The 26,623-nt window shown below is 44.1% G+C and carries 23 protein-coding genes, 5 tRNA genes and 1 riboswitch; of the genes, 27 read left to right on the top strand and 1 reads right to left on the bottom strand.

Annotation, left to right across the window (positions count from 1 at the left end):
- Positions 1-2 precede the first annotated feature (2 nt).
- The 27 genes from AC0MXB_RS15565 (at position 3) to AC0MXB_RS15435 (ending at position 25,686) form a co-directional block, all read left to right on the top strand.
- Positions 3-1,268, top strand: a complete 1,266-nt coding sequence (locus AC0MXB_RS15565) for a DUF445 domain-containing protein (protein ID WP_474040637.1) — start codon at positions 3-5, stop codon at positions 1,266-1,268.
- Positions 1,265-2,596 carry a DUF445 domain-containing protein gene (locus AC0MXB_RS15560; protein WP_474040636.1) on the top strand — a complete coding sequence of 444 codons (1,332 nt, stop codon included), beginning with the start codon at positions 1,265-1,267 and terminating at the stop codon, positions 2,594-2,596. The genes AC0MXB_RS15565 and AC0MXB_RS15560 overlap by 4 nt, the downstream gene beginning before the upstream one ends.
- A gap of 26 nt (positions 2,597-2,622) precedes the next feature.
- Complete coding sequence (locus AC0MXB_RS15555) at positions 2,623-3,300, top strand: Crp/Fnr family transcriptional regulator (RefSeq protein WP_474040635.1); 678 nt, start codon at positions 2,623-2,625, stop codon at positions 3,298-3,300.
- A 147-nt stretch (positions 3,301-3,447) separates the two neighbouring features.
- Positions 3,448-4,407: a DUF1858 domain-containing protein gene (locus AC0MXB_RS15550; protein WP_474040634.1), complete on the top strand. Its 960-nt coding sequence runs from the start codon at positions 3,448-3,450 to the stop codon at positions 4,405-4,407.
- 1 nt (position 4,408) lies between these two features.
- Positions 4,409-5,071, top strand: a complete 663-nt coding sequence (locus AC0MXB_RS15545; protein ID WP_474040633.1) for a hypothetical protein — start codon at positions 4,409-4,411, stop codon at positions 5,069-5,071.
- A 283-nt stretch (positions 5,072-5,354) separates the two neighbouring features.
- Positions 5,355-6,488, top strand: coding sequence for a two-component system sensor histidine kinase NtrB (locus AC0MXB_RS15540; protein ID WP_474040632.1), 1,134 nt, complete (start codon positions 5,355-5,357; stop codon positions 6,486-6,488).
- A gap of 84 nt (positions 6,489-6,572) precedes the next feature.
- A complete protein-coding gene (polA, locus tag AC0MXB_RS15535; RefSeq protein WP_474040631.1) occupies positions 6,573-9,188 on the top strand; it encodes a DNA polymerase I in 2,616 nt (871 codons plus the stop codon).
- A 22-nt stretch (positions 9,189-9,210) separates the two neighbouring features.
- A complete protein-coding gene (gene mutM, locus AC0MXB_RS15530) occupies positions 9,211-10,026 on the top strand; it encodes a DNA-formamidopyrimidine glycosylase (RefSeq protein ID WP_474040722.1) in 816 nt (271 codons plus the stop codon).
- 15 nt (positions 10,027-10,041) lie between these two features.
- Positions 10,042-10,689: a dephospho-CoA kinase gene (gene coaE, locus AC0MXB_RS15525; RefSeq protein WP_474040630.1), complete on the top strand. Its 648-nt coding sequence runs from the start codon at positions 10,042-10,044 to the stop codon at positions 10,687-10,689.
- Complete coding sequence (locus AC0MXB_RS15520; protein WP_474040721.1) at positions 10,689-11,306, top strand: lytic transglycosylase domain-containing protein; 618 nt, start codon at positions 10,689-10,691, stop codon at positions 11,304-11,306. Before coaE ends, AC0MXB_RS15520 begins: the two co-directional genes overlap by 1 nt.
- 33 nt (positions 11,307-11,339) lie before the next feature.
- Positions 11,340-11,912, top strand: coding sequence for a GDSL-type esterase/lipase family protein (locus AC0MXB_RS15515; RefSeq protein ID WP_474040629.1), 573 nt, complete (start codon positions 11,340-11,342; stop codon positions 11,910-11,912).
- A 108-nt stretch (positions 11,913-12,020) separates the two neighbouring features.
- Positions 12,021-12,106 (top strand) — tRNA-Leu (locus tag AC0MXB_RS15510).
- Between the two features lie 21 nt (positions 12,107-12,127).
- Positions 12,128-12,213: transfer RNA gene (locus AC0MXB_RS15505), tRNA-Leu, on the top strand.
- A gap of 101 nt (positions 12,214-12,314) precedes the next feature.
- Positions 12,315-12,476 (top strand): hypothetical protein, encoded by a 162-nt coding sequence (locus AC0MXB_RS15500; RefSeq protein ID WP_474040628.1) that lies wholly within the window; start codon positions 12,315-12,317, stop codon positions 12,474-12,476.
- 345 nt (positions 12,477-12,821) lie between these two features.
- Complete coding sequence (locus AC0MXB_RS15495) at positions 12,822-13,778, top strand: aspartate carbamoyltransferase catalytic subunit (RefSeq protein ID WP_474040627.1); 957 nt, start codon at positions 12,822-12,824, stop codon at positions 13,776-13,778.
- Complete coding sequence (locus tag AC0MXB_RS15490) at positions 13,762-15,051, top strand: dihydroorotase (RefSeq protein ID WP_474040626.1); 1,290 nt, start codon at positions 13,762-13,764, stop codon at positions 15,049-15,051. Before AC0MXB_RS15495 ends, AC0MXB_RS15490 begins: the two co-directional genes overlap by 17 nt.
- The gene (gene carA / locus AC0MXB_RS15485; protein ID WP_474040625.1) at positions 15,048-16,121 is read left to right on the top strand and encodes a glutamine-hydrolyzing carbamoyl-phosphate synthase small subunit; all 1,074 of its coding nucleotides are present in this window, start codon (positions 15,048-15,050) and stop codon (positions 16,119-16,121) included. Before AC0MXB_RS15490 ends, carA begins: the two co-directional genes overlap by 4 nt.
- On the top strand, positions 16,114-19,338 hold the full coding sequence (carB, locus tag AC0MXB_RS15480) for a carbamoyl-phosphate synthase large subunit (protein WP_474040624.1): 3,225 nt from the start codon (positions 16,114-16,116) through the stop codon (positions 19,336-19,338). Before carA ends, carB begins: the two co-directional genes overlap by 8 nt.
- The gene (locus tag AC0MXB_RS15475; protein ID WP_474040623.1) at positions 19,331-20,092 is read left to right on the top strand and encodes a dihydroorotate dehydrogenase electron transfer subunit; all 762 of its coding nucleotides are present in this window, start codon (positions 19,331-19,333) and stop codon (positions 20,090-20,092) included. Before carB ends, AC0MXB_RS15475 begins: the two co-directional genes overlap by 8 nt.
- A complete protein-coding gene (locus tag AC0MXB_RS15470; RefSeq protein WP_474040622.1) occupies positions 20,089-21,000 on the top strand; it encodes a dihydroorotate dehydrogenase in 912 nt (303 codons plus the stop codon). The genes AC0MXB_RS15475 and AC0MXB_RS15470 overlap by 4 nt, the downstream gene beginning before the upstream one ends.
- A gap of 11 nt (positions 21,001-21,011) precedes the next feature.
- Complete coding sequence (gene pyrF, locus AC0MXB_RS15465; protein WP_474040621.1) at positions 21,012-21,734, top strand: orotidine-5'-phosphate decarboxylase; 723 nt, start codon at positions 21,012-21,014, stop codon at positions 21,732-21,734.
- A complete protein-coding gene (gene pyrE, locus AC0MXB_RS15460) occupies positions 21,734-22,306 on the top strand; it encodes an orotate phosphoribosyltransferase (RefSeq protein ID WP_474040720.1) in 573 nt (190 codons plus the stop codon). The genes pyrF and pyrE overlap by 1 nt, the downstream gene beginning before the upstream one ends.
- Before the next feature lie 60 nt (positions 22,307-22,366).
- Positions 22,367-22,452: riboswitch (cyclic di-GMP riboswitch) on the top strand.
- A gap of 69 nt (positions 22,453-22,521) precedes the next feature.
- Positions 22,522-24,237 (top strand): putative bifunctional diguanylate cyclase/phosphodiesterase, encoded by a 1,716-nt coding sequence (locus AC0MXB_RS15455; protein WP_474040620.1) that lies wholly within the window; start codon positions 22,522-22,524, stop codon positions 24,235-24,237.
- Positions 24,238-24,317: 80 nt separating this feature from the next.
- Positions 24,318-24,394 (top strand) — tRNA-Asp (locus AC0MXB_RS15450).
- Positions 24,395-24,398: 4 nt separating this feature from the next.
- A tRNA-Gly gene (locus tag AC0MXB_RS15445) sits at positions 24,399-24,473 on the top strand.
- A gap of 7 nt (positions 24,474-24,480) precedes the next feature.
- Positions 24,481-24,556 (top strand) — tRNA-Trp (locus AC0MXB_RS15440).
- Positions 24,557-24,735: 179 nt separating this feature from the next.
- Positions 24,736-25,686, top strand: coding sequence for a 3-hydroxyacyl-CoA dehydrogenase family protein (locus AC0MXB_RS15435; protein ID WP_474040619.1), 951 nt, complete (start codon positions 24,736-24,738; stop codon positions 25,684-25,686).
- Between the two features lie 115 nt (positions 25,687-25,801).
- Here the strand turns inward: AC0MXB_RS15435 and AC0MXB_RS15430 are convergent, their stop codons facing one another.
- The gene (locus AC0MXB_RS15430) at positions 25,802-26,611 is read right to left on the bottom strand and encodes an ABC transporter ATP-binding protein (RefSeq protein WP_474040618.1); all 810 of its coding nucleotides are present in this window, start codon (positions 26,609-26,611) and stop codon (positions 25,802-25,804) included.
- Positions 26,612-26,623 lie beyond the last annotated feature (12 nt).

The following is a 26,623-nucleotide window of genomic DNA, read 5'->3' as shown; positions in this document are numbered from 1 at the left end:
ATATGAAAAGTAAAGGCAGGAAAGCTACAGGGCTGTTACTTTTTTTTGCGGGCTTATTTCTAGTAAGTCTTCCCTATCGGGAATCCTTGGCAGGTGGTTTACTTTTGGGCGCGGCTAGTGCGGCTCTTGTTGGCGGCATAGCCGATTGGTTTGCTGTAACGGCACTGTTTCGTCGTCCGCTCGGCATTGCTTTTCGCACGGAGATTATACCACGAAACAGAGAACGGATTTTTCAGGAACTCATCGATATGTTGGAAAATACGCTTTTAACAAAGGAGCATTTAAAAGCAAAACTAGCTGGGCAAAATTTAGTTCGCACCATAGCTCTTTATTTGACAAGTCCGCCAGGAAAAGATTTTCTCGAATCGCTTTGCCACCAGCTTGTAGAGCAGGGGAAGAATCGTTTTGAAACGACAGAAATAGTCTATTTTGCTGAGAAGTTTTTAGCGGGGCAGCTTAGAGCTTTACCGGCAGGACCGCTGGCTGGCGCCTTTTTGCGGTGGCTAATACAGCAAAACTATGATAAACGTATTTTGCAGTTTCTTTTAGCGCAACTTATTACACTTTGTCGTGCCAAACCTTTGCATCAGATGCTAGAGGAGATGGTTGTAAAAACGAAAGAGACTTACAGTCGGGGCCATAGTGGTCGCAAAGCGATTCTTGATTTGCTTGAGTCTGGTAATTTATCAAACCAGGAAATCGCTACCAAAATGCAGCAAGAATTGATTGGCTTTCTTGATACGCTGCAACAGCCTGATTCGTCCTTTGGAGCTATGAGTCGTCTATGGCTCGAAAGCTGGGCGGACAAGCTTTGTCATGATGAATTGACGCAAAGCAAAGCGGAAGAGGTTAAGGCTTATTTGATCAGACAGCTACCTTTGCGTCAGTGGCTGGAGCTTTTGGTGCAAGAAGGCGAAGCTGCTTTGCGTGGTAAAGGCGGTATTGGATCGGTTGTGGCAGGGAAAATCCTCTATCAAGGTGAGCTGTGGTTAAACTCACTATTGGCGGATGAACAAAAACAGCTCGAGGTCAATGAACAACTTAGGCGCTTTGCCAATGAACTGATTGAACGCTATCATTTTCAACTAGGAAAAATGGCTCGTAATAGTTTGGAGCAATACACTAATGAGCGGCTTGTTACCTTTCTCGAAGAAAAAGTCGGCGACGACTTACAGATGATTCGAATCAATGGATCATTGGTTGGTGCTCTATTAGGAATTATATTGTATCTTATCGATAAATTTTTTATAGCAGTAGGTGGCTTATGACAGAACAACAAGTATTTACAAAGCGTCGTAAGATTGCGAATTGGGCGCTAGCCCTTTCTTTTATTTGCTACCTTGCATCATTATATCTAACGATTTCGTTTCATGAATCAGCGGGAGCTTCTATATTTAAAGCTGTAGCAGAAGCTGCTCTGGTTGGCGGTGTAGCTGACTGGTTTGCTGTTACCGCTTTGTTTCGAAAACCCTTAGGATTTTCTTATCATACCGCATTAATTCCTCGTAACCGCGAGCGCATGGCTCGTGCCATGGCAGCTATGGTACAGAATGAACTTTTAAGTGCCACAAGCCTTGGCAATAAAATGCGCCAGATTCATTTTGTGAAGCTCTTTATTTTCTTTATGGAAAAACGCGGCGGTAAGGAAAAGCTGCGTCAGTGGTTGCAGCAAAAAATAGCTTCTCTTTTGCAAGGCATTTCCGGCGAAAAAGTGGAAAAACAGTTAAAAGTTTGGCTTGATCGGCATCTAGCAGACTGGAACGGCCTGGGTTTTTTGTGTCACAGCGGTATTAAGGTGCTTGAGAATGGTCAAGAGCAAGCTCTGGTACTTTTCCTTTTGCAGCAGGTTCAGAAAGAAATTGCTTTGCCGCAAACACGGCAAAAGATGGAGAAGTTTTTAACGGCTTATGGCGAAATGACCAGTAAACCGCAATCTAACGATGCTTTTGGCTGGCTGAAGTCCCTCTTGTATGAGGGAGCGAAAGCTTTTAATATGATTAATTTTGCTGATGCGGCGCGGGCGCTGCAGGAAGAACTGATTGTGATGCTAAAAGCGATGGAAAACCCGGAGCATCCAGTACGTTTATGGCTAAGGGGTGAGGTTTATGAAATTTTCCGAAATCTTTCTGAACAAGAAGAGAAACAACGTGCTTTTTTAGCGTGGCAGAGAGAGCTTGTGGCCGAAATTGATTTTAGTGATCTGACTGACCGATTGGTGACAAGCTTGATTGAAGACGTATCACCGCAAAATAGAGCGACAAAGCAGGGGAAATCTGAGTTACTCTCGCGACCGGTTACGGCCTGGATTGTATTAGAGCTAGAACGGTTTTGGTCCCGCTTTTTGCAAGATTCGCCGCGCCAGTCTCAGGCTGAGCTACTCGTTCAGGAATTTTTGCAGAAACTTGTTAGCAGCCATCACCAATGGATCGGCGAGCTAGTCTATGAAGTGCTGACTCATTTGTCAGACGCGAGGCTCAATCAACTAATCGAAGAAAAGGTAGGCGCTGATTTACAGTGGGTGCGAATTAACGGTGCATTGGTGGGCGGATTTGTTGGACTCGTACTATCCCTTTTTTCGCACTGCTTTTATAATTAGATAATAAAAGCCCGGAGGAGAAGAATATGGCTTTATGGGATTTTTTGAAAAATATTCCTGTCTTTGAGGAACTCGGTGAGACAGAGTTAGCTCTGATTGCTGAGCTTACGGTAACGCGAAATTATAAAAAAAGTATGATTATTTTTATGGAAGGGGAACCAGGTGAGGGTTTTTACTACGTAAAATCAGGTAAAGTAAAAATTGTCCAGGCTTCTTCTGACGGGCGTGAGCATATTATTAATATTTTAGGGCCAGGCGAAGTTTTTGCCGAAGCGCTATTATTTCGCCGGGGCGGCTATCCAGCTACAGCTGTGGCTTTAGAGGATTCTGTAATTGGGATGATTCAAAATAAAGAACTTGAGAAAGCGGTTATGAGTCATCCCACGATTTCGTTACATATTATTAAGGTGCTGACGCAAAAACTGTTGAATGCGCAAATGAAGATAAAAACTCTGGCTTTTTCCGATACCTATGTACGTACTGGCCAAAACTTAGCAAAGCTAGCTAGGCAGTATGGGAAGCCTACAAAAGCTGGGGTGGAAATTGACCTTGACATGACGCGGCAAGATTTAGCCAATTTAGTGGGGACTTCGCGGGAAACCGTTACGCGCGCTTTAGGGTCTTTGAAAAAAGAACGGACGATTGATCTTATCGAACATAAAATTATTATCCTTGATATGGACAAGCTGGAAAATTCCTTGTGATAAATATCACAGTAGCATGTGACCTATTTCCGTTTTTTTGTGCTGGTTTTCTCTTATAATGTACCCATAGACAGTTTATACTACTTGCATGATAAAAACCGCTAGTAAGTGCAGCGGTTTCAAGCTGAAATAAAAGGAGGAGTTTTCATGTTACCGAAAGGCGCAAATTTGCAAAAGATTCGTAACGGAAAACGGACTTACGCCATTACGCCACATATTCCCGGTGGCTTTGTCAAACCGGAGTTTCTTCGTAAATTAGCTGATGTAGCAGAAAAATATCATGGTGTTTTAAAATGCACCTCAGCGCAGCGGATTATGATTACAAGCCTACAGGCGGAAGATATTGAGTCAGCTTGGCAGGAGCTCGGTGTAGAGCCGGCCATTGGTTTTGCCAACTGTGTTCGTAGCATTAAAGTTTGCCCTGGCATTTCTTTTTGTAAACGAGGCAAACAAGACAGTGTGAAACTAGGCTTGGAATTAGATCGACTGTACCATAAGAAAGAAATGCCTTCGCGCTTGAAAATGGGCGTAGCTGGCTGTCCGAATTCCTGTTCGGAAATTTATATTAAGGATATTGGCGTTCTCGGAACTGATGCAGGCTGGAATGTTTATGTAGGCGGCAGTGCGGGAGCCCATCCTCGTATCGGCGAGCTCTTAATCAGTGATCTTTCTCACGAAGAAGTTTTGCAAATTGTATCAGTTGTTTTATCTTATTATGAAAAGCATGCTGACATTGAACGGATTGGTCAGTTTATTGACCGAATCGGTTTTAAGAAATTCAAGGCCGATGTTTTGGCTGCTTTCTATCAAGGGGTTAGTGCGGAAGATGCAGAGCCAAACATGAGTGAAGAAAAGCTTCAGCCTGTTCCTGGCGGCTTGACTGAGGGAACGCTAGTACTTGGTGATCCCATTGCGCCGGATAGTGTGATTAGTGATATTATCCGCGTCTATCCTCAGACTGTACCGACTTTACGAGGTTTTGGCATGGGGTGCCTTGGTTGTCCCTCTGCTACAGCGGAACCAATTTCTCAGGCGGCGTCTATCCATGGCGTTGATGTAGCAGAGCTTGTAAAAGAATTAAATAAAGTGATTGGCAAGGAGGAGTAAGATGAGCGCATTTTTAGGTCATATTCATTTTTGGCTGTACAGTAAGATTCAATTGGTAAATGAGAGGGAAACACTTCTCTTTCATCAAGCTAGTGAGGTTTGTGGCGACACAGCTGAAGAACTCCGCAGCCTTGTTTGGCAAGCCTATGGAACGCCTCCCGGCGATACGCCGCTGGAAGACTTGATTGATACAAGCAATATTCACGGTTGGCTACAACGACAGATTCACTTAGCGCAGTCAAGAGAAGCTGCTTTCATTAAGGAACTCCTAGATAGCTGTGACAATGCTTCAGAATGGATTCAGGCGTGTTTTGCCGAGCATGGCGAGGCTTGCGGCAATGCGGCGAAGCTTTCCGGAAAATATGACACGGCGTCCGCCGAAGGCATTTTTACAGCGCTTAGCGATTACCGTTTAAATGGAATGCCTTGCGATCAAAGCGATGAACTTGTTGAGGAAAGTGCGGCAAGCGTTATTTGGCAAAGTGCTGAAAACTTAGCTGAAGTGAATTGGAAGCGCGCTGGTATTGCAGTAAACGTGATGGATGGATTTTATGAAGTATGGCTGAATGCTTTTGTTAAAGCCATGAATCCTGCTTTCACTTGTCGCCAGACTGCTCGCAAAACAGATGGGCAGAGAGTGGATCGTTTTGAAATTGCAAAATAAGTTTGAAGGGCAAGAGATGCAGATCTCTTGCCTGTTTTTTTATTTATTACATAGTTTTTTATCGACTAGATGTCATAAAAAAAGACAGAAAAGGCATAAATAAATAAGAGAGAACGGTTGAGTTTATAAGCGATTCGACAGACTTATTGCTGATGACATTTTATTTTTACTGCTTTTGTCGGATTTGTTTGTTTTTTTTGTCAAGTCATTTAGCAGGAGATACAATATTTTACAAGAATGTTATCATCACCTGAAAAAAGGAATCCTATAGGTGGTGATAGCCGTGATTGCGACAGATTTTTTAGGCAAAGGCATGCCAGAGCTGATTGCGGATAACGAACGGGAATACCTTAATGCTGCGAAATCGGGAATTTTATATCTAAACCAAGAACGATATGTGATGGATATAAATCAAGAAGCAGAACAGATTTGTTTTGTAAAACGGTCCCAGGTGATTGGCTTAAAAGCGGAGCGGGCTTTTCAACATTTAGGTGAAAAATTCACTAAAATTTTTCGCGTGAGTCGTTATGAAGACTATTCGGCCAGTGTTAAGCTGACAACTGCTGAAGGGTGTAGCTATGTTCACATTGATACACTGCGGCTTCATAGTACCCTAGGGGCTTTTATGGGTTATATTGTGATTCTTCAAGATGTTACGGCTGTGCATGCGGCGTTTAAGCAAATCCAGACCACGCAAATGCTGTTGTCATTAGGTGAACTGGCGGCAGGAGTCGCTCATCATATTCGAACGCCTTTGACAACGATTAGCGGCTATTTGCAGGTCATGATGAACCGCTTGCAGGATGAACAATACGTAGTAAAACGCGAAGTGTTAGAAGTCTTATTAGGCGAGACGACTTATATTAATCAAGTGATTAAAGATCTTGTCTTATTTGCCAAACCGCCAGTAGCCAAGCAAAATGCTGTAGCAATAAATCGGATTTTAGAAGAGGCTTTGCTGCTGAATTTTCGTGATTTTGGCGGAGAAAATATCGAGATTGATAAGCGGTTGGCGGAAAACTTGCCAGTTTTACATGCTGATCCCAATTTATTGCAACAGGCTTTTGTGAATATTATTCAAAATGCATTGGAAGCTATGCCCGAAGACGGTGTGATTACTTTGAAATCATGGTTGCATGCCGATCTAAATATGATTGTTGTGTCCATCAATGATACGGGACCTGGTGTTACACCGGAAATTCTTTCTAAGATTTTTGAACCTTTTTATACATCAAAACTTGATCATATGGGATTGGGGTTGCCCATAGCTCATCGAATTGTTACGGAACATGGCGGTTTTATTAATATAAATGCTGCAGGCAGTGGTGGCACGAAAGTGAATATTTATCTTCCTGTAGTAGATCGGCGAGAAAGTGCCCTCCCCAAGGTGTATCAGCAGATTTTAAGTTTGCAGTGAGAAACAATAAATTTTTAAAGGATTATAGCAGAAAGTAGCCAATATAAACAGGATAAGGATTTTTATTTTGTGAGGAGTGGGCCGATGCCTAAGAAAAAAATACTCATTATTGACGGTAGCAGCCTTATGTATCGTGCTTTTTTTGCTTTGCCTTTATTAACTACAGCAGCAGGACAATATACAAATGCCGTTTATGGCTTTACTTCTATGTTGGCGAAGTTACTAGCAGAACTGCAGCCTGATAAGGCTGTTGTTGCTTTTGACAAGGGAAAAATAACTTTTCGCCATGAATGGTATGCTGAATACAAAGGAAAACGTCAGGCAACTCCGTCAGAGCTATCGCCGCAATTTCCGCTCATGCAAAAGGTTCTGGAAACCTTGGGCATTTCTGTATTAGAATTGGCGGGCTATGAGGCTGACGATATTATTGGAACTTTAGCCGCTAAAGCCGAGGCCGCTGGTGAAGAGGCTCTGATTGTAACAGGTGACCGTGATGCGCTGCAGCTTGTGAGCGATTCAGTCAAGGTACTTATGACGAAACGCGGCATTACCGATCTAGAATGGTTTGATAATCAGGCTGTATTTGAGAAGTATTCATTGACGCCGCGGCAGGTCATTGATTTGAAGGGCTTGATGGGGGATGCATCAGATAATATCCCTGGTGTTCCTGGTATTGGTGAGAAAACAGCTGTCAAATTGCTCAAGGAGTTTGAAACAGTAGAAAACTTGTTAAATCATATTCCTGACGTTTCTGGGGCCAAGTTGAAAGAACGGTTAGCAGAACATGCCGATTTAGCGCGACTGTCAAAACGGTTAGCGACAATTGACTGTCAGGTACCTTTAAGCGAAGCTGATTTAGCTTGTGAGATAAAGCCGGATTATGAAAGACTCCAGACGCTTTTTGACGAATTGGAGTTTAAAACTTTATTTAAACGTTTTGTCAGCAACAATGAGCTGCCCGAAGACCAGGCAGTTTGTAGCAATGCGATAGCCTGCACTTACGAAAAAGTGAATTCAGAGCAAGTCTGTACTCATCTAGAGAGGTTGATTCGGCAAGCGGAAAAGCTTGTTTTTTTTCCGTTATGGCAGGGGAAAGGTCCAGATCTTTCCTTAGAAGCCGTTGCGATAGCTACAGCAGACGCTCTGTATTTGGTTGAAAAGACCCATTGTACCTTTTTGTTTAAGTTATGGTCTGATAGCCAGATTACAAAAATTACTTCTGAGGCAAAGTATCTTTATCAATATGGAAAACTGTATCAGTTTTCATTGCGCAATATTGCTTTTGACGCTGCTTTAGCGGCTTATCTTGTTGATCCTGCAGCGGCTTCCTATGATATGGCAACTTTGAGTCAAAAATATTTAGGGGAGGCTTTTCTCCCGGCAGAAGAAGAACTCGCAAAAACAGTCCGCAGTGCCGCAGCTTTAGCTAAGCTGTATCCATTACTGGAAACAAAGCTAGCGGACGCTTCTTTGCTGTCACTTTACGAATCAATCGAACTGCCGTTGCTGAAAGTATTAGCTGACTTGGAGGTTACCGGAATCTTTGTTGACGAGGTGAACTTAAACGCTTTAGCAGCGACAATAGATGCGAAGGTAACTTTGCTGCTTGCAGCTATTTATGAAGCCGCTGGAGAGAAGTTTAATGTAAATTCGACGAAACAATTGGGACTGATTTTATTTGAAAAATTGCAACTTCCTGTCATAAAAAAGACTAAGACGGGCTATTCTACCGATGCTGAAGTATTAGAAACTTTAGCGGCAGAGTATCCGCATCCTTTAATCTCTAATCTGTTAGAGTATCGAACTCTCATGAAATTGAAATCGACATATCTTGATGGCTTAAAGCCATTGATTCATCCTACTACAGGGCGGATTCATACGAGCTTTAACCAACTTGTGACAACAACAGGTCGACTTAGCAGTTCTGATCCTAATCTGCAAAACATTCCTGTGCGGACGGAGGAAGGACGGAAAATTCGCAGTCTCTTTGTGCCGCAGAAACCTTGGGATTACTTGCTTTCCGCTGATTATTCGCAGATTGAGCTACGCGTCTTAGCGCATATGTCAGGTGACGCTCATTTAATCAGCGCTTTTGAAGAAAAGCAGGATATTCATGCTCAAACGGCGGCAAAAGTTTTTGGTGTAGCTGAAAGTGAAGTCACAAGCGAGATGCGCTCCAGAGCGAAAGCCGTCAATTTCGGGATTGTTTATGGAATTAGTGATTATGGTTTGGCTCGAGATATTCATGTGACGCGAAAAGAAGCAGCTAGTTATATCGATAGTTATTTTTCCTTATATGGCGGCGTAAAGGGACTAATGGATCGATTAATTGCCGAAGCGCATGAAACTGGTTTCGTCACGACTTTATTTGGCAGAAGACGTTATCTTCCTGATATTAACAGTCGAAATTTCAACTTGCGTTCTTTTGCCGAACGGACAGCTATGAATACGCCCATTCAAGGAACAGCAGCCGATATTATTAAAAAGGCTATGATTGCTGTGTATGAGCGTCTGCAGGAAGCCGGGCTGGAGAGCCGCATGCTACTGCAAGTGCACGATGAACTTGTGCTTGAAGTGCGGGAATCAGAAGTTTTAGCTGTAAGCGAGCTTGTAAAAACGACGATGGAGCAGGTTGTATCATTAAAGGTGCCGTTAGAAGTTGATGTGAAGTTCGGAAAGAATTGGGCTCTAGCAAAATGAGGAGGATTTTTTTGTGCCAGAAATGCCGGAAGTAGAAACGATTCGTTTGCAGTTAGAAAAACATGTGATCGGACAAAAAATTGAAGATGTAGAGATTTCCTTGCCTCGGCTGTTTAAGTGGCCGGAAGCTAGCGATGCCAAAGCCTATTTGTTGCATCAGACCATTACTGCATTAGAAAGACGAGGCAAATACCTTCTTTTCCGGCTTTCGAACGGACGAATTCTCGTCATTCATTTGCGAATGACTGGTCGTCTTTATTATCAGGACGCCATTGCCCGGCGCGATGCGTACACGCGAATTGTTTTTCAATTATCGCAAGGGAATGTTTTGATTTACGCAGATACGCGTACTCTTGGCACCTTATATGTAGTTAGCGAAGGGGAAATATCTCGCATATCAGGTTTGGCTACTTTAGGTCCGGAACCTTTAGCAGCGGACTTTACTCTTGAATATTTTGCCAGTCAACTACAAAATAGGCAGGGAAAGATTAAATCTTTACTGCTCAATCAGCAGATTGTAGGGGGACTTGGCAATATTTATGTGGATGAAAGTTTGGCTGTGGCTCAGATTCATCCCGAGCGGCGCGCTTGCGAATTGTCGCAGGCGGAAGTAGCAAGATTATATGCCGCCGTGAATCAAGTGATTCACGATGGCATTGTCGATGGCGGTACGACCTTTCGTGATTATCGCAACAGTGAAGGGAAGATTGGTCAACACCAGAACCATTTATGGGTTTATGGCCAAACTGGTCGGCCTTGCCAACGCTGCGGCCAGCTTATTGAAAAAATTGTCGTTGCTGGTCGCGGAACACATTTCTGTCCCCACTGCCAAAAATAGAAGCGAGGCGTTATTATGCATTTGATTGGGTTGACTGGCGGCATTGCCTGCGGAAAAAGTACAGTAGCGGCTCTACTCGCGGCAAAAGGCGCTTGTTTGATTGATGCTGATAAAATTGCCAGACAAGTGGTAGAGCCGAATACCCCGGCTTTTCATGAAATTTTGTATTTTTTCGGTTCGGCTGTGCTTGGCGCCGATGGGGCGATAGACAGGCAGCAGCTTGCTCGAGAAATTTTCGCCAGTGAAGATAAGCGTAAACAGTTAGATGCGATTACTCATCCGCCTATTTTGGCGGAAATTCAACGCAAGATCCAAGCGGCTGCCGCAAAGGGAATTTCGCTTGTTATTCTAGATGTGCCACTTTTGTTTGAAAGTGGCTGGCATAAAAAGATGGATGAAGTTTGGGTGGTGACGATTCAAGATCCGTCGGTCCAACTGCAGCGTCTGATGGATAGAAATGGCTTTTCCAAAGAAGACGCTAGGGCGCGGATGGCGGCGCAATGGTCACAGTCAGAGAAAGTTCGTTTAGCTGACCAGGTTATTGATAATAGCGGTGATCTGGCATCATTAAACCGACAAGTGGAGGCTCTTTGGGAGCAGGCGCAGGAAAGGGCCTTGTTGAAGCAGGCTGTCTTATTGGCAAAAGATAAATTGAAGTTATGATGAGGCCTGTTTTGAGGAATGTTTATAACGGAGTGATTGGTTTGAGGAAATGGTCATGGACCAGACGCATTATTACCTTAGCTTGCATCTTTATGATTGCTAGCTATGTGGTTTATGAAAGTGAATGGTTCCAGAAGAAATATGTGTATCCTTTGTTATATCAAAATGAAATTTTTCGCTATGCTGAAAGACATGATCTTGATCCTTATTTAGTAGCAGCTGTGATTCGTACGGAAAGTAAGTTTTCCCATTTAGCCCGCTCGCCTAAAGGCGCGATGGGACTCATGCAAATGATGCCCGATACGGCGCAATGGGTGGCTCAGGAAATAAAATATCCGAATTTTACAGTCGACGAACTGAATAATCCGGTCGTGAGTATTCGTTTTGGTACTTGGTACCTAGCCTCAGTCGAAAAGGAGTTTGGCGGGAATGAAGTTCTCATGCTTGCTGCTTACAATGGCGGACGCGGCAATGTAAAGAGTTGGATGAAGAAATACGGCTGGTCTAATGAGTTTCATGAAATTGACGAAATACCTTTTAAGGAAACGCGGGAATATGTCAAAAAGGTTCTGCGTGATCGTGAAACGTATCGGCTGCTTTATGAAGGCAGAAAATAGGCAGGTGCTGGGCAAGCGAAGGGGCGTGGTTTTGTGGCGGGAAAAATGAATAGCAGCGTGGAGCTTGTGGCGATTGGCGATTCGTTAACCTATGGATTTCCTTATACGCCATCAGACTCTTGGCTTCAGCTCGCTGCGCTAAGACTTTCGTTTTCTTACTTAAATCAGGGAATCAATGGTGATACCACGAATGGCATGGCAGCCCGATTTCGTCGTGACGTACTGCAGGTAAATCCGGATTATGTTATCTTGATGGGAGGCACCAATGATATTTATGAAGGCGTTGATCTTGCTGAAATCATGGGTAATATGGAAGAAATGACGCAAGCAGCGCTCCAGGCAAATATTCGGCCCATACTGGGCCTTCCTATTCCTTGCAATGATGAAGGCGAAGAACGGCTGCTGATAGAATATCGAATGTTGTTAAGGAATTTTGCCGCTGCAGCAAGCTTGCCGCTTATTGATTTTTATAGTTGTGTGGTTGACCAGACCGGGCAGATTCCAAGGACGCTTAATTATGACGGAATACATCCTAATAAGAGTGGTTACCAAGCTATGGCTCAAGCCGCGATTCAAACCCTAGTAAGAATTTTTCCGGAAAAATAAAAAAGTGAAAAATTCTTGTTGACATTTTGTTATGCAATGGATATAATATTATTTGTCGGTAGCAAGCGGACCAACAGTGAGTGGTCGACTGACAAGATAAAAAAATGGGCGGTCGTGGCGGAACGGCAGACGCGCTAGCCTCAGGAGCTAGTGAGAGCAATCTCGTGGTGGTTCAAATCCACTCGACCGCACCACATACAAGACCAGTTTAATATGCGGTAGTGGCGGAACGGCAGACGCACCAGCTTGAGGGGCTGGCGGGGGCAACCTCGTGGTGGTTCAAATCCACTCTACCGCACCAAAAAAAGTAAACTAAGACTTCTTGAATCAACAAGAAGTCTTCTTGTTATTTTCCCGAGAACGATTGCCTGATTTTCCCAGGCGATGAAAGGAGATGGCTACATGACCGACAATAAAGGCGTCAACACTTATGTATTGCCTCCTGAAGAAGTGGAAAAGATGCTGCAAGCGAAATTCGGCAGCAAAATTGAGCCGACCAACCAAGCTAAATTAGCGAAACAGCACTTACAGCGCAATAAAAACCGCGACAGAAACAAAGCCTAAAAGAGCGAAGATCTTTCATTGACAGATGAACGAGTTTGCTATATAATAGTTAAAAATTAACCTTTAAAACTAGTCCTGTGAGGCTAGGAAGGAGCGTGGAACTATGAAGAATTATAAGCCTTTTTATCATTCAGCCGATATGACGTGTTGAGAGATGAAAAGGCTTTTTTGTATGCTCTTGCCAGACATGAAGAAACCTGTTAGTATATATATGAATAAAATATGAATAATTATTAGTAGACTTACTCACGAAGGATGTAGAAATTTCAAACTATTTTCTTGCGATTGATCAGGCAGTCAGTAAGAGTTTTTATAGAATTGCTATAGTAAATAAGGAGGCAGACCATGAAAAAAAATCAAGTTTCGCTACGACAAAAAAGTATTCTTGATCTGGAAAGTTTAACAACTGATGAAATAGAGCTTATTTTAAATACAGCCAAAGAAATGAAAAATATCATTAAGCGCGATATCAAAAAAGTGCCGACACTAAGAGGAAAATCGATTATTAATTTGTTTTTTGAGCCAAGCACAAGAACGCGTACATCTTTTGAGCTGGCAGGTAAGTACTTGGGCGCTGACGTTGTGAATATTACTACTTCAACTAGCAGTGTGGTAAAAGGCGAAAGCCTGCGTGATACGCTCATGACGGTGGAAGCCATGGGAGTGGATGTGATCGTCATGCGTCATAGTGCGGAAGGGGCTGCTTTATTAGCGACCCAGTGCGTAAAACCTGTCATTATTAATGCTGGTGACGGCGCTCACGCTCATCCGACGCAAGGTCTGCTTGATCTTTTTACGATGCGGCAGAAATATGATTCTTTAGAAGGCAAAAAAGTGGTAATTGTCGGCGATATTACGCATAGCCGCGTTGCCCGTTCTAATATTGCGGGCCTTAAGAAGTTTGGCGCCGATATCCATGTAGCTGGGCCTAAAACACTTATGCCTAAAGACATCGAATCACTTGGTGTAACCGTTCACTACAACGTGGAAGAGGCCTTAAAAGACGCCGACGTTGTAAACGTACTGCGTATTCAATTAGAGCGTCAGAAAAAAGGACTTTTTCCATCACCGCGTGAATATGCGCGAATCTTTGGTGTGAATGGGGACAGGCTGAAACTGGCTAGTCCTGAAGCGCTTATTATGCATCCAGGACCGATGAATCGCGGCTTGGAAATTGCTCCCGATGTGGCCTATTCGGATCAATCTATGATTGCGGAACAGGTTCAAAACGGGTTGGCTGTACGTATGGCTGTACTTTTCTTGGTAACGTTGGGAGGGAAAAACATTGAAGTATCTGCTTAAGGGCGGGCGTGTGATTAATCCCGCAAAACAATTTGATGGCATTCTTGACATTGTAGTAGAAGATGGAAAAATTGTCGCTTTAGGAGAAAGCTTAACTGCTGAAGGCGCTGAAATAAAAGATCTCACAGGTCTTGTTGTGACTCCTGGTTTAATTGATATGCACGTGCATCTGCGTGATCCAGGTCTCGAAGCAAAGGAAGATATTGCTTCAGGGACGAGAGCTGCGGCAGCAGGTGGTTTTACCACAGTTGCTTGCATGCCAAATACAAAGCCGATTGTCGACAGTTCCATTTTAATACAAGGAATTTTGGCCAGAGCCGCTAGCGAAGGTGTTGTTCGCGTCGCTCCTATCGGTTCAGTTGTAAAAGGCGGCACTGGCCATGAATTGGCCGAAATCGGCGATATGATTTTAGCAGGAGCAGCAGCCATCACTGATGATGGTGTTGAACCTGGCAAGACTTCTTTCTTTAAGACAGGACTTGAATATACGTCCATGTTTGACCGGATTTTTATTACTCATGCCGAAGATGCTTCTTTAGTAGAAGACGGCATTATGCATGAAGGGGCTGTATCAGCGCGACTTGGCATGAAAGGTCGTCCGGCTGTAGCGGAAGATCTTGCTGTAGCCAAAAGTATTATGCTGTCAGAATACACGGGGGCTCCTGTTCACATTGCCCATATCAGCTCGAAGACGGCTATTGACTTAGTCCGTCAGGCAAAGGCGAAAGGCCTTGCAGTGACGGCAGAAGCTACGCCGCATCATTTGAGCTTAACGGACGAAGCGGTTATTACGTACTCGTCTGCGGCGAAGGTTTGTCCGCCGCTGCGCTCGGCTGAACATCGCGACGCCGTACGCCAAGGACTCATTGATGGAACGATTGACGCAATTGCTACAGACCATGCACCCCATGCTTTTGAGGAAAAGGACTGCGAGTTTCGTGATGCGCCAAATGGCTTTTCCGGTTTGGAAACGGCTGTCGGCGTGGTGCTAACCGAAATGTATCATACGAAAGAAATGTCTCTGTTGCAGATTATTGATAAAATGTCTACAGCGCCAGCAAAACTGCTGCATTTAGACGCTGGGACGATTGAAGTCGGACAAATTGCTGATTTGACTATACTAAACCTTGATGAGGCTTGGACGGTCGATAGTAAAGAGTTTTATACGAAAGGCAAGAGCACTCCCTTCCAGGGGAAGACGCTGACTGGTAAAGCGGTTGGTACTATTATAGGCGGACGCTTTATCATGGAAAACGGAGAGGTGTTACTATGATCGGAAAACTGGTCTTAGAAGATGGAACGGTTTTTACAGGCAAAACACTAGGAACAACAGCAGCCGTCGGTGAAGTTGTTTTTAATACAGGCATGACGGGGTATCAGGAAGTGCTTACAGATCCTTCCTACTGTGGTCAGATTGTTACCATGACTTACCCGTTAATTGGAAACTATGGTACGAATGATCTTTTTAATCAGTCGCGGAAATCTTTTGTGCGTGGCTTTATAATCAGCGAGCTTTGCCAGCAACCGAATAGTTACTTGGCGGAAGATTCCTTGAAACAGTTTTTTATCGAGCAAAACATTCCGGTTATTTATGGGATTGATACGCGGGCTGTTACACGGAAGATCCGGTCAGCAGGTACCATGAAAGGAATCATCGTATCCGGTGATATTTCCGACGAAGCAGCGAAGGCGCTTATGGCGGAAACTCTGCCTCACGATGAAGTGGCTCAGGTTACTACGCCAGAGACCTATACTATGGACGGTGCAGGCCCTCATGTGGTCGTAATGGATTTCGGCGTAAAACAAAATATACTGGATTCTTTGCAAAGAGCCGGTTGTCGGCTAACAATTGTCCCTGCCAACACTTCGGCTGAGACGATTCTTGCTTACGATTCTGATGGGATTTTTCTCTCTAACGGACCAGGAGACCCGAAAGATCTGCCAGAAATTATTGAGACAGTAAAAACGATTGTTACAAAAAAGCCAACCTTTGGCATCTGTCTCGGCCATCAACTGCTAGCCTTAGCCTTTGGCGCCGATACGTACAAACTGAAATTTGGTCATCGCGGCTCCAACCATCCCGTAAAAGATATTGCGAAAAATCGCGTTTATATTACATCGCAGAACCATGGTTATGCGGTTGATCCAGAATCGCTTACCAAAACAGAGTTAGAAATTACGCATTTCGCTGTAAATGATAAAACAGTAGAAGGCTTAAAACACAAAACACTGCCTGTTTTTTCTGTGCAGTATCATCCAGAAGCTTCACCGGGGCCTGATGAAAACACCTATCTTTTTGACGAATTCATGACTTTGCTGACAGGAGGTCAGTCTCATGCCTAAGTATACAGATATATCGAAAGTCCTCGTAATTGGTTCAGGCCCGATCGTTATCGGTCAGGCGGCGGAATTTGACTATGCCGGCACGCAGGCTTGTCGTTCCTTGAAAGAAGAAGGCTTGGAAGTTGTTCTTATCAACAGTAATCCGGCTACTATTATGACCGACGCGCATATTGCTGACCGCGTCTATATTGAACCGTTAACGGCTGATTTTGTAGCGGCAGTCATTGAAAAAGAACGTCCTGACGGCGTTCTGCCGACTCTTGGCGGTCAAGCTGGTTTAAATCTAGCGGTTGAATTAGCTGAACGAGGCGTCTTTGAAGAATTTAACGTACGCCTTCTCGGTACGCCGTTGGAATCTATTAAAAAAGCAGAAGACCGCGAACTGTTTAAAATGACAATGCAAGAGATCGGTCAGCCGATACCAGAAAGCGATATTGTGGAAACACTGGAAGCAGCCGTTTCCTTCGCCAATTCCATTGGTTATCCGGTCATTGTTCGTCCTGCCTATACCCTTGGCGGTACTGGCGGCGGGATTGCCTACAGCGAAGCCGAATTGGAAGACATTGTACAGCGCGGCTTGAAAGCCAGTCTGATTCATCAGGTGCTGATTGAACGCAGTGTAGCTGGTTGGAAAGAAATTGAATATGAAGTACTGCGCGATGCTGCCAATAACTGCATCACCATCTGCAACATGGAGAACTTTGATCCTGTAGGGATTCATACCGGCGATAGTATTGTCGTAGCGCCTTCTCAGACGCTTACCGATTTTGAGTATCAAATGCTGCGGACTGCTTCTTTAAAAATTATCCGCTCCCTTGGCATTGAAGGCGGCTGTAATGTGCAGTACGCTTTGGATAGCAAAAGCAAACAGTACTATGTTATTGAAGTAAATCCTCGGGTAAGCCGCTCTAGCGCCTTGGCCTCGAAAGCAACAGGTTACCCTATTGCGAAAGTAGCTAGTAAAATCGCGATTGGTTATCATCTTGATGAAATCGTCAATGCTGTTACGCAAAAAACAATGGCTTCCTTTGAACCAGCCCTTGATTATGTCGTCGTAAAATTCCCGCGCTGGCCTTTTGATAAATTCGTTTTAGCGGATCGTAATCTGGGAACCCAGATGAAAGCCACCGGCGAAGTGATGTCAGTAGATCGGACATTAGAAGGCGCATTGATGAAAGCCGTACGTTCCTTAGAAATTGGCTTGCAGCGCTTGCATTTGCCTGAACTGGATTCGCTTTCAACGAAAGAAGTTAAAGAATTGATTAGTCTGGCTGACGATGAACGACTTTTTGTGATTGCCGAAGCGTTGCGTCGGGGCATTTCCGTCGACGCCATTCATCAGATTACCAAGATTGATCCGTTTTTCCTCTATAAAGTTCTTAACATTATCAAAATGGAACAGCGTCTTAGCGAAGAAGAACTTACGGCAGGTCTTCTCGATCAGGCGAAAAAATGGGGCTTTAATGATGTCACCATTGGTGAACTTGCTGGTAAAGATCCGTTTGCTGTCAGAGAATTACGCAAGAGTCTTGGTGTTGTTCCGCGTTACAAAATGGTGGATACCTGCGCTGCTGAGTTTGAGGCGGCTACTCCTTACTATTACTCAACTTACGCTGCTACAGAAGATGAAGCAGAGCCGACGGAACGGAAAAAGGTGGTTGTACTCGGTTCCGGACCGATTCGAATTGGCCAAGGCGTAGAATTTGACTATTGCTCAGTTCACTCTGTATGGGCCTTGCGCGAGCTCGGCTATGAATCTGTGATTATCAATAATAATCCAGAAACAGTCAGCACGGACTTTGATACATCAGATCGACTTTACTTTGAACCACTTACGGTCGAAGATGTGTTAAATATCCTTGATAAGGAACAACCTGACGGCATTATTGTGCAGTTTGGCGGTCAGACTGCTATCAATTTGGCAGGGCCTCTGGCCAAACGGGGTATTCAGGTTCTTGGTACAAGCGTTGACAATATTGACCGAGCGGAAGATCGTGAACGATTTGATGCGTTGTTAGAAGAACTCTCCATTCCACGGCCGAAAGGTGAAACGGTTACTAATGTCGACGAAGCAATTGCTGCCGCGGAAGGTATTGGCTATCCTGTAGTAGTTCGTCCTTCTTACGTGTTGGGCGGTCGGGCCATGGAAATTGTCTATAGCACGAAAGAGCTTATTGATTACATGGAACATGCCGTAAAAGCGTCGCATGAACACCCTGTGCTTGTGGATCGCTACATGCAGGGACGGGAAGTCGAAGTTGACGCCATATCCGATGGTACGGATCTCTTGATTCCTGGTATTATGGAGCATATTGAACGAGCTGGGGTTCATTCCGGCGACAGTATTGCTGTCTATCCGGCACAGACCTTATCTGATAAGGTTCTTAATATGATCGTCGACTATACGAAGAAATTAGCTACCGGATTAAACGTAAAAGGCTTGATCAATATTCAATATGTAGTTGTGGATGAACAGGTTTATGTTATCGAAGTAAATCCTCGGTCCAGCCGCACCATTCCGTTCCTTAGCAAAGTAACCAACATTCCCATGGTAAACTTAGCTACGCGCGTTGCTATGGGCGCGACACTGAAGTCGCTAGGCTGCCCAATCGGCCTGTTACCGGAAAAACCTTATGTAGCAGTAAAAGCGCCAGTCTTCTCCTTTGCGAAAATGCAGCAAGTTGATATTTCACTTGGACCTGAAATGAAATCAACTGGGGAAGTTATGGGTCTCGATTATCACTATGAACGGGCTCTTTACAAAGCGCTGATCGGATCAAACATGAATATTCCTCGCGAAGGAACTGTTTTGATCACTGTCAATGATAAAGATAAATCGGAAGTTCTGTCGATCGCCAAAGGGTTTGAAGAACTGGGCTATCAGCTCATGGCGACAGAAGGAACGGCGAAGTACTTGACTGATCGAGGAATCGCCGTGAGTCGTGTGCCGAAAGTCAGCGAAGCGCCGCCGCATATTCTTGATCTCATTCGTAGCAGCAAAATCAATCTTGTCATTAATACGTTAACACGTGGCAAGGAACAGGAACGTGACGGCTACAAGATTCGTCGGGCCACTGTCGAAAATGGAATTCCTTGTCTTACTTCGCTTGATACGGCAAATTCTGTTCTGCGGGTACTTACAGTTATGCGTGAACGGCGTCTTACCTATGTTCTTGCTCTACAGGACTATGTAGAAGGAAGGGATTATTTTGGCTAAAGTTCGAGAAGAAGCGGCAATTGTATCTCACAAGATTCTAGCGCCGACTCTGCGCGAGCTTGTGCTAAAAGCGCCGGAGATTGCGGCTATGGCTCAGCCGGGGCAGTTTGTTCATGTGGCCGTCGGCGCGACTCATATTTTGCGGCGCCCCATCAGTATTGCTGATGCCGATGCGAAGCAAGGAACGATTACTTTAATTTATAAACTAGCAGGCCAGGGCACTATTGCCCTGGCTGATAAAAAAATTGGTGAACTAGTGGATCTGCTAGGCCCATTAGGAAACTCTTTTGCGGTGCAAGGCGAAAAAATTCTGCTGGTAGGCGGCGGGATTGGTACTGCGCCGCTCATTTATCTGGCAAAATCTCTTTGTCCAAAACCCATGACTGTCGTCATGGGCGGACGAACAGCGGAAGAAATGATTTGGCCGGACTATTTCAAAAGTGTTTGCCAAGATATACAGATTACTACGGATGACGGAACTTGTGGTACAAAAGGTCTGTGTATTGATTTATTGCCGGAAATTTTAACAAAGGGCTATGACATGATTTATACTTGTGGTCCGAAAATTATGATGGAGGCTGTGGCGAAGGCGGCGCAAGAAGCGGGTGTGCTTTGCCAAGTTTCCTTAGAAGAATATATGGCCTGCGGCGTGGGGGCTTGTCTTTCCTGCACTTGTGCGGCGAAAGGCGAAAAACGCGTTAAGGTTTGTACCGATGGACCTGTCTTTTTTAGCAGCGAGGTGATGTCTTTATGAACCGTTTAGCTACAGAAATTGCTGGGATTTCCATGAAAAATCCAGTTATGAGCGCGTCGGGAACTTTTGGTTTCGGTCTGGAATATCAAGATTTTGCGCCGCTCGAAGATTTAGGCGCTGTTGTCGTCAAAGGTACGACCCTATTACCTCGTGCTGGCAATGCCGGTCATCGCATCGCCGAAACACCAGCAGGTATGCTGAATGCTGTTGGTTTGGAAAATCCCGGTGTGGACGTTTTTTTAACGGAAATTCTGCCGAAGGTTTCTACGTATGGCACGCCGATCATCATTAATATTTCGGCGAATACAGTAGAAGAATACGGTATATTAGCGGCTAAACTGGCTGATGCGCCGATTGCCGGTATTGAGATCAATATATCCTGCCCGAATGTCAAACAAGGCGGCATGGCTTTTGGCGTTCAGGAAGAAAGCGCCGCCAGCGTAGTGCGGGCAGTAAAAGCCAATACAGATAAACCGGTCATTACGAAACTCTCGCCGAACGTTACGGATATTGCTTCTATGGCTAAAGCGGTAGAGGAAGCCGGAACGGATGCGATCTCTTTAATTAACACACTTCTGGGCATGGCCATTGATATTCACTCCTGGCGACCCATTCTAGGGAACGGCATGGGAGGTCTATCAGGGCCTGCTGTGAAACCTGTAGCTGTGCGTATGGTTTATCAGGTAGCTCAGGCCGTTTCTGTCCCTGTAATTGGTATGGGAGGCATTATGACAGCAGAAGATGCTGTTGAGTTTTTCCTGGCTGGCGCCAGCGCCGTTGCCGTAGGAACAGCGAATTTTATGAATCCTTCTGCTATGGTTGATGTGGCGGCAGGGCTTGACAATTATTTGGCGAAACGGGGCATTTCCCATATTAGCGAGATTGTTGGTAAGGTGAAATTTGGATAAGGAGAACAGGTATGAGTGCGAAAAGTAATTCACGCTGTATCGTTGCTTTAGATGTAAATACGCTTGAGGAAGCAAAACAGATTGTTGACGAACTAGGCGATTCTGTCAGCTTTTATAAAGTAGGCATGCAGTTTTACTATAGTCAAGGCAATGAGGTATTGCGTTATCTGCAATCCAAAAACAAATCGATTTTTTTAGATTTGAAGCTTCATGATATTCCTAATACTGTGGCAAAAAGTGCGGCAGCGCTTTCGAAGTTAGGCGTTTCGCTAATGACACTTCATTCTCTTGGCGGCTTTGCTATGATGCAGGCCGCCGCTCAAGCTGTGAAGGAAAGTGCTGCGGCGGAAAATCGTGAGGTCCCCAAACTTTTAGCTGTTACTATATTAACAAGTATGGACGAGGTAGCTTTGAAGCAAGTGGGCTGCCCGCTTGCGATTGGTGAAGAAGTTTTAACGTTAGCTAAGCTAGCTAAATCGGCGGGGATGGACGGCGTTGTCGCTTCGCCTCATGAAGCCGCGATGATTCGAAAAGCCTGCGGCGACGACTTCTTGATCGTCACGCCGGGAATTCGACCAGCCGGAGCAGCATTGCAAGATCAAAGTCGCGCCAGTACGCCAGCAGCGGCTCTTACGGCAGGGGCAACGCATTTAGTTATTGGGCGGCCTATTACGCAGGCGGCCGACAAGAACTTGGCCGTAGAAAAAATACTAGCAGAAATGGAGACGGTATGATGACTGAAGCAGAAGTAAAAGAGTTATTTATACAAACTGGGGCGATTTTAGAAGGCCATTTTCTATTGACCTCTGGCCGTCATAGTATGATGTATGTTGAGAAATTTCAGGTACTGCAGCAGCCGAAACATACCGAAACGTTATGCAAAGCTTTAGCTGAAAAATTTCGTGATGCTAAGATTGACGTAGTTATCGGACCGATGACTGGCGGTATTCTTTTGGCTCATGAAGTGGCTAAAGAGCTTGGTACAAGAGCGCTCTTTACGGAAAGGGAAAACGGCAAAATGGCACTGCGGCGCGGTTTTTACGTCGATCCCGGTGAACGCGTTCTCGTCGTGGAAGATATCGTTACAACAGGTGGCTCGGTGCAGGAAGTGATTGACACAATTAAACCAACAGGCGGAATTATTGCTGGGGTGGGGATTCTTGTGGATCGCAGCGGTGGTAAAGCTTCCTTTGAAGCGCCGACTGAGGCGTTGTTGCATCTTGATGTGGCGTCTTTTGCACCAGAAGAATGTCCCGCTTGCAAAGCCGGAACTCCTATTACCAAACGGGGCAGTCGGAAAATTTAAGTAAACTATTTAAGAAGTCCTGAATTGACAGTTATTAGCATGTTATGATATAAATAAAGATAATGAATATGGCAAACTTATCGAAAGATAAGGACGCAAAGCTATGGGTCTAAAGACAGGATGTCTATGATTGCCAGGTTGCTCCCTGTATAGATAGACCAGGTGTCAGGCCTGGTCTTTTATTTTTTTGAGAGCGCGAGGTAGGAGGATTTTTTGTGAAGAAAAATGATTCTGAGTCGGTAGGAAAGGCGCAAGAAAAGATTTTGTTTGCCGAAATAGAAGCGCAGATTCAAAAATATCAGGTTCTCGCAGAAAAGACAGGAGATATTATTTTATTTATAGCTTTAGAAGGGCAAATTCTAGCAGGTAATGATGCTGCGCTTCGTGTCTATGGCTACTCAGCGGAAGAACTCACAGCTTTAACGATTTTTGATGTGCGGGAAGACGGTACGGAAGCAGCTCTAATTTTAGAACAGATGAAATTAGCCGGAGCCGCCGGCGTTTGTTTTGAAGCAAAGCATAAGCGGAAAAATGGTACGGTTTTTTACGTGCAGGTTCAATCGCAACGAAGCATTGTAGCTGGGGTGCCTGTTTTATTGAGTATTATCCGTGATATTAGTCATCGCAAGCAGATGGAAGAAAGACTATGGCATTTGGCCCACTATGATTATCTTACAGATATTCCAAACCGCTACTATTTAGAAGAACATTTGAAAAAGACAGGCACAAATGGTTGTGTGGCGCAAAAAAGCGCGTTACTGCTACTTGATTTTGATAATTTTAATCTTGTCAATAATTCGTATGGCCATAAGGCGGGTGACCGTTTATTGCAACAGGCTGTAAAATTATTGAAGCGCAACCTGCGTAAAGGTGATTTTTTAGCCCGTTTAGGCGGCGATGAGTTTTTAATTTTTCTGTATGAGACTACCTTGGAAAAGGCGAACTGCATGGCTACAAGGCTCTTAAAAACATTAGAAAAAGAAAACTTTTATGTCGATGCCAGCAAAATTCCTCTTCGCGTTACGGCAAGTATTGGTATTGTCTATATTGATGAAGCGGTTGAAGTAAAACGTATTTTTTCTTATGTAGATGCCGCGGTTCATCAGGCTAAGGAAGCCGGAAAAAACCGGGTTATGCTTATCAGTGATATTGATGACCGTCGTCGTATTTTTGAAATGAATCGCAAAGTGGCTTTAATTTATCAGGCATTACGACGTGATCAGTTTAAACTAGTGTTTCAGCCTATTTATCAGTCAGGCAAGGGCATTATTCATTATGAGGCGCTGATCCGGCTAATAGATGGTGACCATATTATTTCACCAGTTGACTTTATTCCTGTGGCGGAAAAGAGTGGTCTCATAGCCTCTATTGATCGCTGGGTGATATCGAAAACACTTTCGGTACTTGAAAATCAGCCGCAGTTAAGAATTTTTGTGAACTTATCAGGTTTTACCCTGAGTGATGAAGGGCTCTTAAGCTGGATTGAACGCTCTATACTAGAAAGCGGCATAGAGCCAAATCGACTTGGTTTTGAGATTACAGAAAGTGCGACAATCAAGGATTTATCAATAGTAGAAAAATGGATTAATGGTTTAAAGAAGCTCGGCTGTCATTTTGCTCTAGATGATTTTGGTGTCGGTTTCTCTTCTTTTTCTCACTTAGGAAAGCTGCCAGTTGACTATTTGAAAATTGATGGATCCTTTGTAAGAAACCTAGAGAATAATCCCAAGCAACAGGCTCTTGTACAAGCGATGAATGCGGTAGCCCATACGTTGGGAAAGAAAACGATTGCTGAGTTTGTCGAAAATGATGCCATTTGGCATATTTTAAAGAAATTAGAAGTTGATTGTGGGCAAGGTTATTATTTAGGGAGACCTGCATCTTTAGAGGAAGTTCTTGTCTCCAAGCAGTTTTGTCAAAGCTGCTGCTAAGGTAAATGCGAGAAGAAAAAGTACTAGTAAAAAGTTCTTGCCAAAGTATATATAATATGTTATTATATAAAAGCTGGTTCGGCCCGGTAGTTTAGTTGGTTAGAATGCCGCCCTGTCACGGCGGAGGTCGTGGGTTCAAGTCCCATCCGGGTCGCCATATTGCGGAAGTAGCTCAGTGGTAGAGCATCGCCTTGCCAAGGCGAGGGTCGCGAGTTCGAATCTCGTTTTCCGCTCCAATTTCATAGGGGTATAGCTCAATTGGTAGAGTAGTGGTCTCCAAAACCATTGGTTGAGGGTTCAAGTCCTTCTGCCCCTGCCAGAAACTCAAAAGAGATGCATTTTATGCATCTCTTTTTTATACGAAAATTTAAAAATAAGGAATATATTTAGTCGTAATAATTTTTACAGTGCAAGAATCGGTTAAAAATGTTATAATTATTCTATAATTTGTAAAATTACAAAACGCTTTTGCAACTGAGTTGATGAGGGGGAGACAGAATGGATGTAAAAGACATTAAAGTCATTGGGAACCTAGGTACTGGAACCATGGGTTTTGGTACAGCTTTGGCCTTTGCCATGGCCGGCTATGAAGTAAAAATGTATGGTCGGTCTGAAAGCAGTATTGAGCGCGGCGTTAACAGTATCAAAGGCGCCTTAAAAACTTATGTCGCTAATGGCTTGGTAAAAGAGGATGATGTAGCATCTATTTTAGCGCGTGTAGAAGGTGTAACAACACTGGAAGCCGTTGCTGAAAAGGCTGATTTCATTATTGAATCTGTTGCCGAAGAACTGGCTATTAAACAGGAAATTTGGGGTAAGCTTGATAAACTTTGCGCGCCTCATACCATTTTTGCCACAAATACGTCTGGCTTGAGTCCTACTGCGATTGCTGAACCATTGCAGCGCAAAGATAAATTCGTCGTAGCTCATTTCTGGAATCCGCCTCATCTAGTTCCACTTGTCGAAGTTGTTCCAGGTAAAGGAACTTCTGAGGAAACCGTACAAATCACTTGGAAGCTCATGGAACTCATTCAGAAAAAACCTGTTGCCTTAAAACGGGAAGCTCTTGGTTTTATCGGTAACAGACTACAGCTGGCTTTGCTGCGAGAAGCTTTGTATATTGTAGAATCGGGCATTGCTACGCCAGAAGCGGTTGATACAACCATGAAATATAGTCTTGGCCGTCGTTTAGCTACAACAGGTCCTTTGGAAAGCGCTGATTTAGGCGGACTTGACATTTTTAATAATATTTCCAGCTATTTGTTAGCTGATTTATGCAATGAGACAACAGGCTCAAAATTATTGCAGGAAGCTGTGGCTGCAGGAAAACTAGGCGCCAAAACTGGTACAGGTCTTTATGACTGGACGCCTGAGTCGTTAGAAAAAATTAAAAGCTTTAGAGAAACTATTTTAATCGATTGGCTGAAACGCGATCAGATCAAAGACTAATGATGTGATAAACAGAAGATGGTTAGCGTAGAATAATACAAAGAGCTATAAGCGAAATGAGATATTTTCGCTCTAGCTCTTTTTTGTTTGGCCTCTTAGTATTTTGGGTTTACTATTATGTTCCCTTGGGATGTGGTAGAGTATGTCGGTTTACTTTAACGACTTCTTCCTTTAGGAGGAGCCAAATTTTTTTAAAGAGTTCCTGATAGTGAGTCGAGGTGCGAAGATCTGAAATTTCCCGTGGTCTAGGCAGATCAACAGGAATGATCGTTTTAATGGTGCCGGGATGAGCCGACATGAGAACGACTCGATCCCCTAATACCAGGGCTTCGTCAATACTGTGGGTAATGAAAACAGTCGTTTTTTGATATTGATTCCAGATTTTTAAAAGTTCTTGTTGTAAAATCAGGCGGTTTTGTTCGTCAAGGGCGCCGAAGGGTTCATCCATCAATAGAATCTCTGGATCATTGGCAAAAGCTCTTGCCACACTTACGCGCTGTTTCATTCCGCCGGAAAGCTGATGTGGATAGACTGAGGAAAAATCTTGTAGTCCTATCATAGAAATGTAGCGGTCGGCGATTTCATAGCGGTCTTTTTTCTTCATGCCGCGCAGACGCAGACCATATGAAACATTTTCAATCACAGTCATCCAGGGAAAAATAGATTGTTCTTGAAACACCATAGAGGTAAGTGGTTGGTGAAGATTTTGGTGTAAGATTTTTATTTTACCACTGCTCTGCCGATCTAGATTTGCTAGAATACGTAATAATGTGGTTTTGCCGCAGCCACTCGGTCCGACAATCACGACAAACTCTCCCTGATTTACGACGAGATTAATTTTGCTTAAGGCGGTAATCGAGCCAGTTGGTGTTGCGAACCTTTTTTCCATGTCTTGAAGGATGATGCAAGGTTTGTTTTTGTTCAAGGGCGAGACCTC

Source organism: Pelorhabdus sp. sgz311001 (assembly GCF_055901755.1).
The sequence above is the reverse complement of the archived record's forward strand: the minus strand, read 5'-3'. Positions and strand labels throughout refer to the sequence as shown.

Bases quoted from the DNA above. Each gene is read 5' to 3' on its own strand.
- AC0MXB_RS15565 (WP_474040637.1), top strand. From the start codon at position 3: ATGAAAAGTAAAGGCAGGAAAGCTACAGGGCTGTTACTTTTTTTTGCG.
- AC0MXB_RS15560 (WP_474040636.1), top strand. From the start codon at position 1,265: ATGACAGAACAACAAGTATTTACAAAGCGTCGTAAGATTGCGAATTGG.
- AC0MXB_RS15555 (WP_474040635.1), top strand. From the start codon at position 2,623: ATGGCTTTATGGGATTTTTTGAAAAATATTCCTGTCTTTGAGGAACTC.
- AC0MXB_RS15550 (WP_474040634.1), top strand. From the start codon at position 3,448: ATGTTACCGAAAGGCGCAAATTTGCAAAAGATTCGTAACGGAAAACGG.
- AC0MXB_RS15545 (WP_474040633.1), top strand. From the start codon at position 4,409: ATGAGCGCATTTTTAGGTCATATTCATTTTTGGCTGTACAGTAAGATT.
- polA (WP_474040631.1), top strand. From the start codon at position 6,573: ATGCCTAAGAAAAAAATACTCATTATTGACGGTAGCAGCCTTATGTAT.
- mutM (WP_474040722.1), top strand. From the start codon at position 9,211: ATGCCGGAAGTAGAAACGATTCGTTTGCAGTTAGAAAAACATGTGATC.
- coaE (WP_474040630.1), top strand. From the start codon at position 10,042: ATGCATTTGATTGGGTTGACTGGCGGCATTGCCTGCGGAAAAAGTACA.
- AC0MXB_RS15520 (WP_474040721.1), top strand. From the start codon at position 10,689: ATGAGGCCTGTTTTGAGGAATGTTTATAACGGAGTGATTGGTTTGAGG.
- AC0MXB_RS15500 (WP_474040628.1), top strand. From the start codon at position 12,315: ATGACCGACAATAAAGGCGTCAACACTTATGTATTGCCTCCTGAAGAA.
- AC0MXB_RS15495 (WP_474040627.1), top strand. From the start codon at position 12,822: ATGAAAAAAAATCAAGTTTCGCTACGACAAAAAAGTATTCTTGATCTG.
- carA (WP_474040625.1), top strand. From the start codon at position 15,048: ATGATCGGAAAACTGGTCTTAGAAGATGGAACGGTTTTTACAGGCAAA.
- carB (WP_474040624.1), top strand. From the start codon at position 16,114: ATGCCTAAGTATACAGATATATCGAAAGTCCTCGTAATTGGTTCAGGC.
- AC0MXB_RS15470 (WP_474040622.1), top strand. From the start codon at position 20,089: ATGAACCGTTTAGCTACAGAAATTGCTGGGATTTCCATGAAAAATCCA.
- pyrF (WP_474040621.1), top strand. From the start codon at position 21,012: ATGAGTGCGAAAAGTAATTCACGCTGTATCGTTGCTTTAGATGTAAAT.
- pyrE (WP_474040720.1), top strand. From the start codon at position 21,734: ATGACTGAAGCAGAAGTAAAAGAGTTATTTATACAAACTGGGGCGATT.
- AC0MXB_RS15435 (WP_474040619.1), top strand. From the start codon at position 24,736: ATGGATGTAAAAGACATTAAAGTCATTGGGAACCTAGGTACTGGAACC.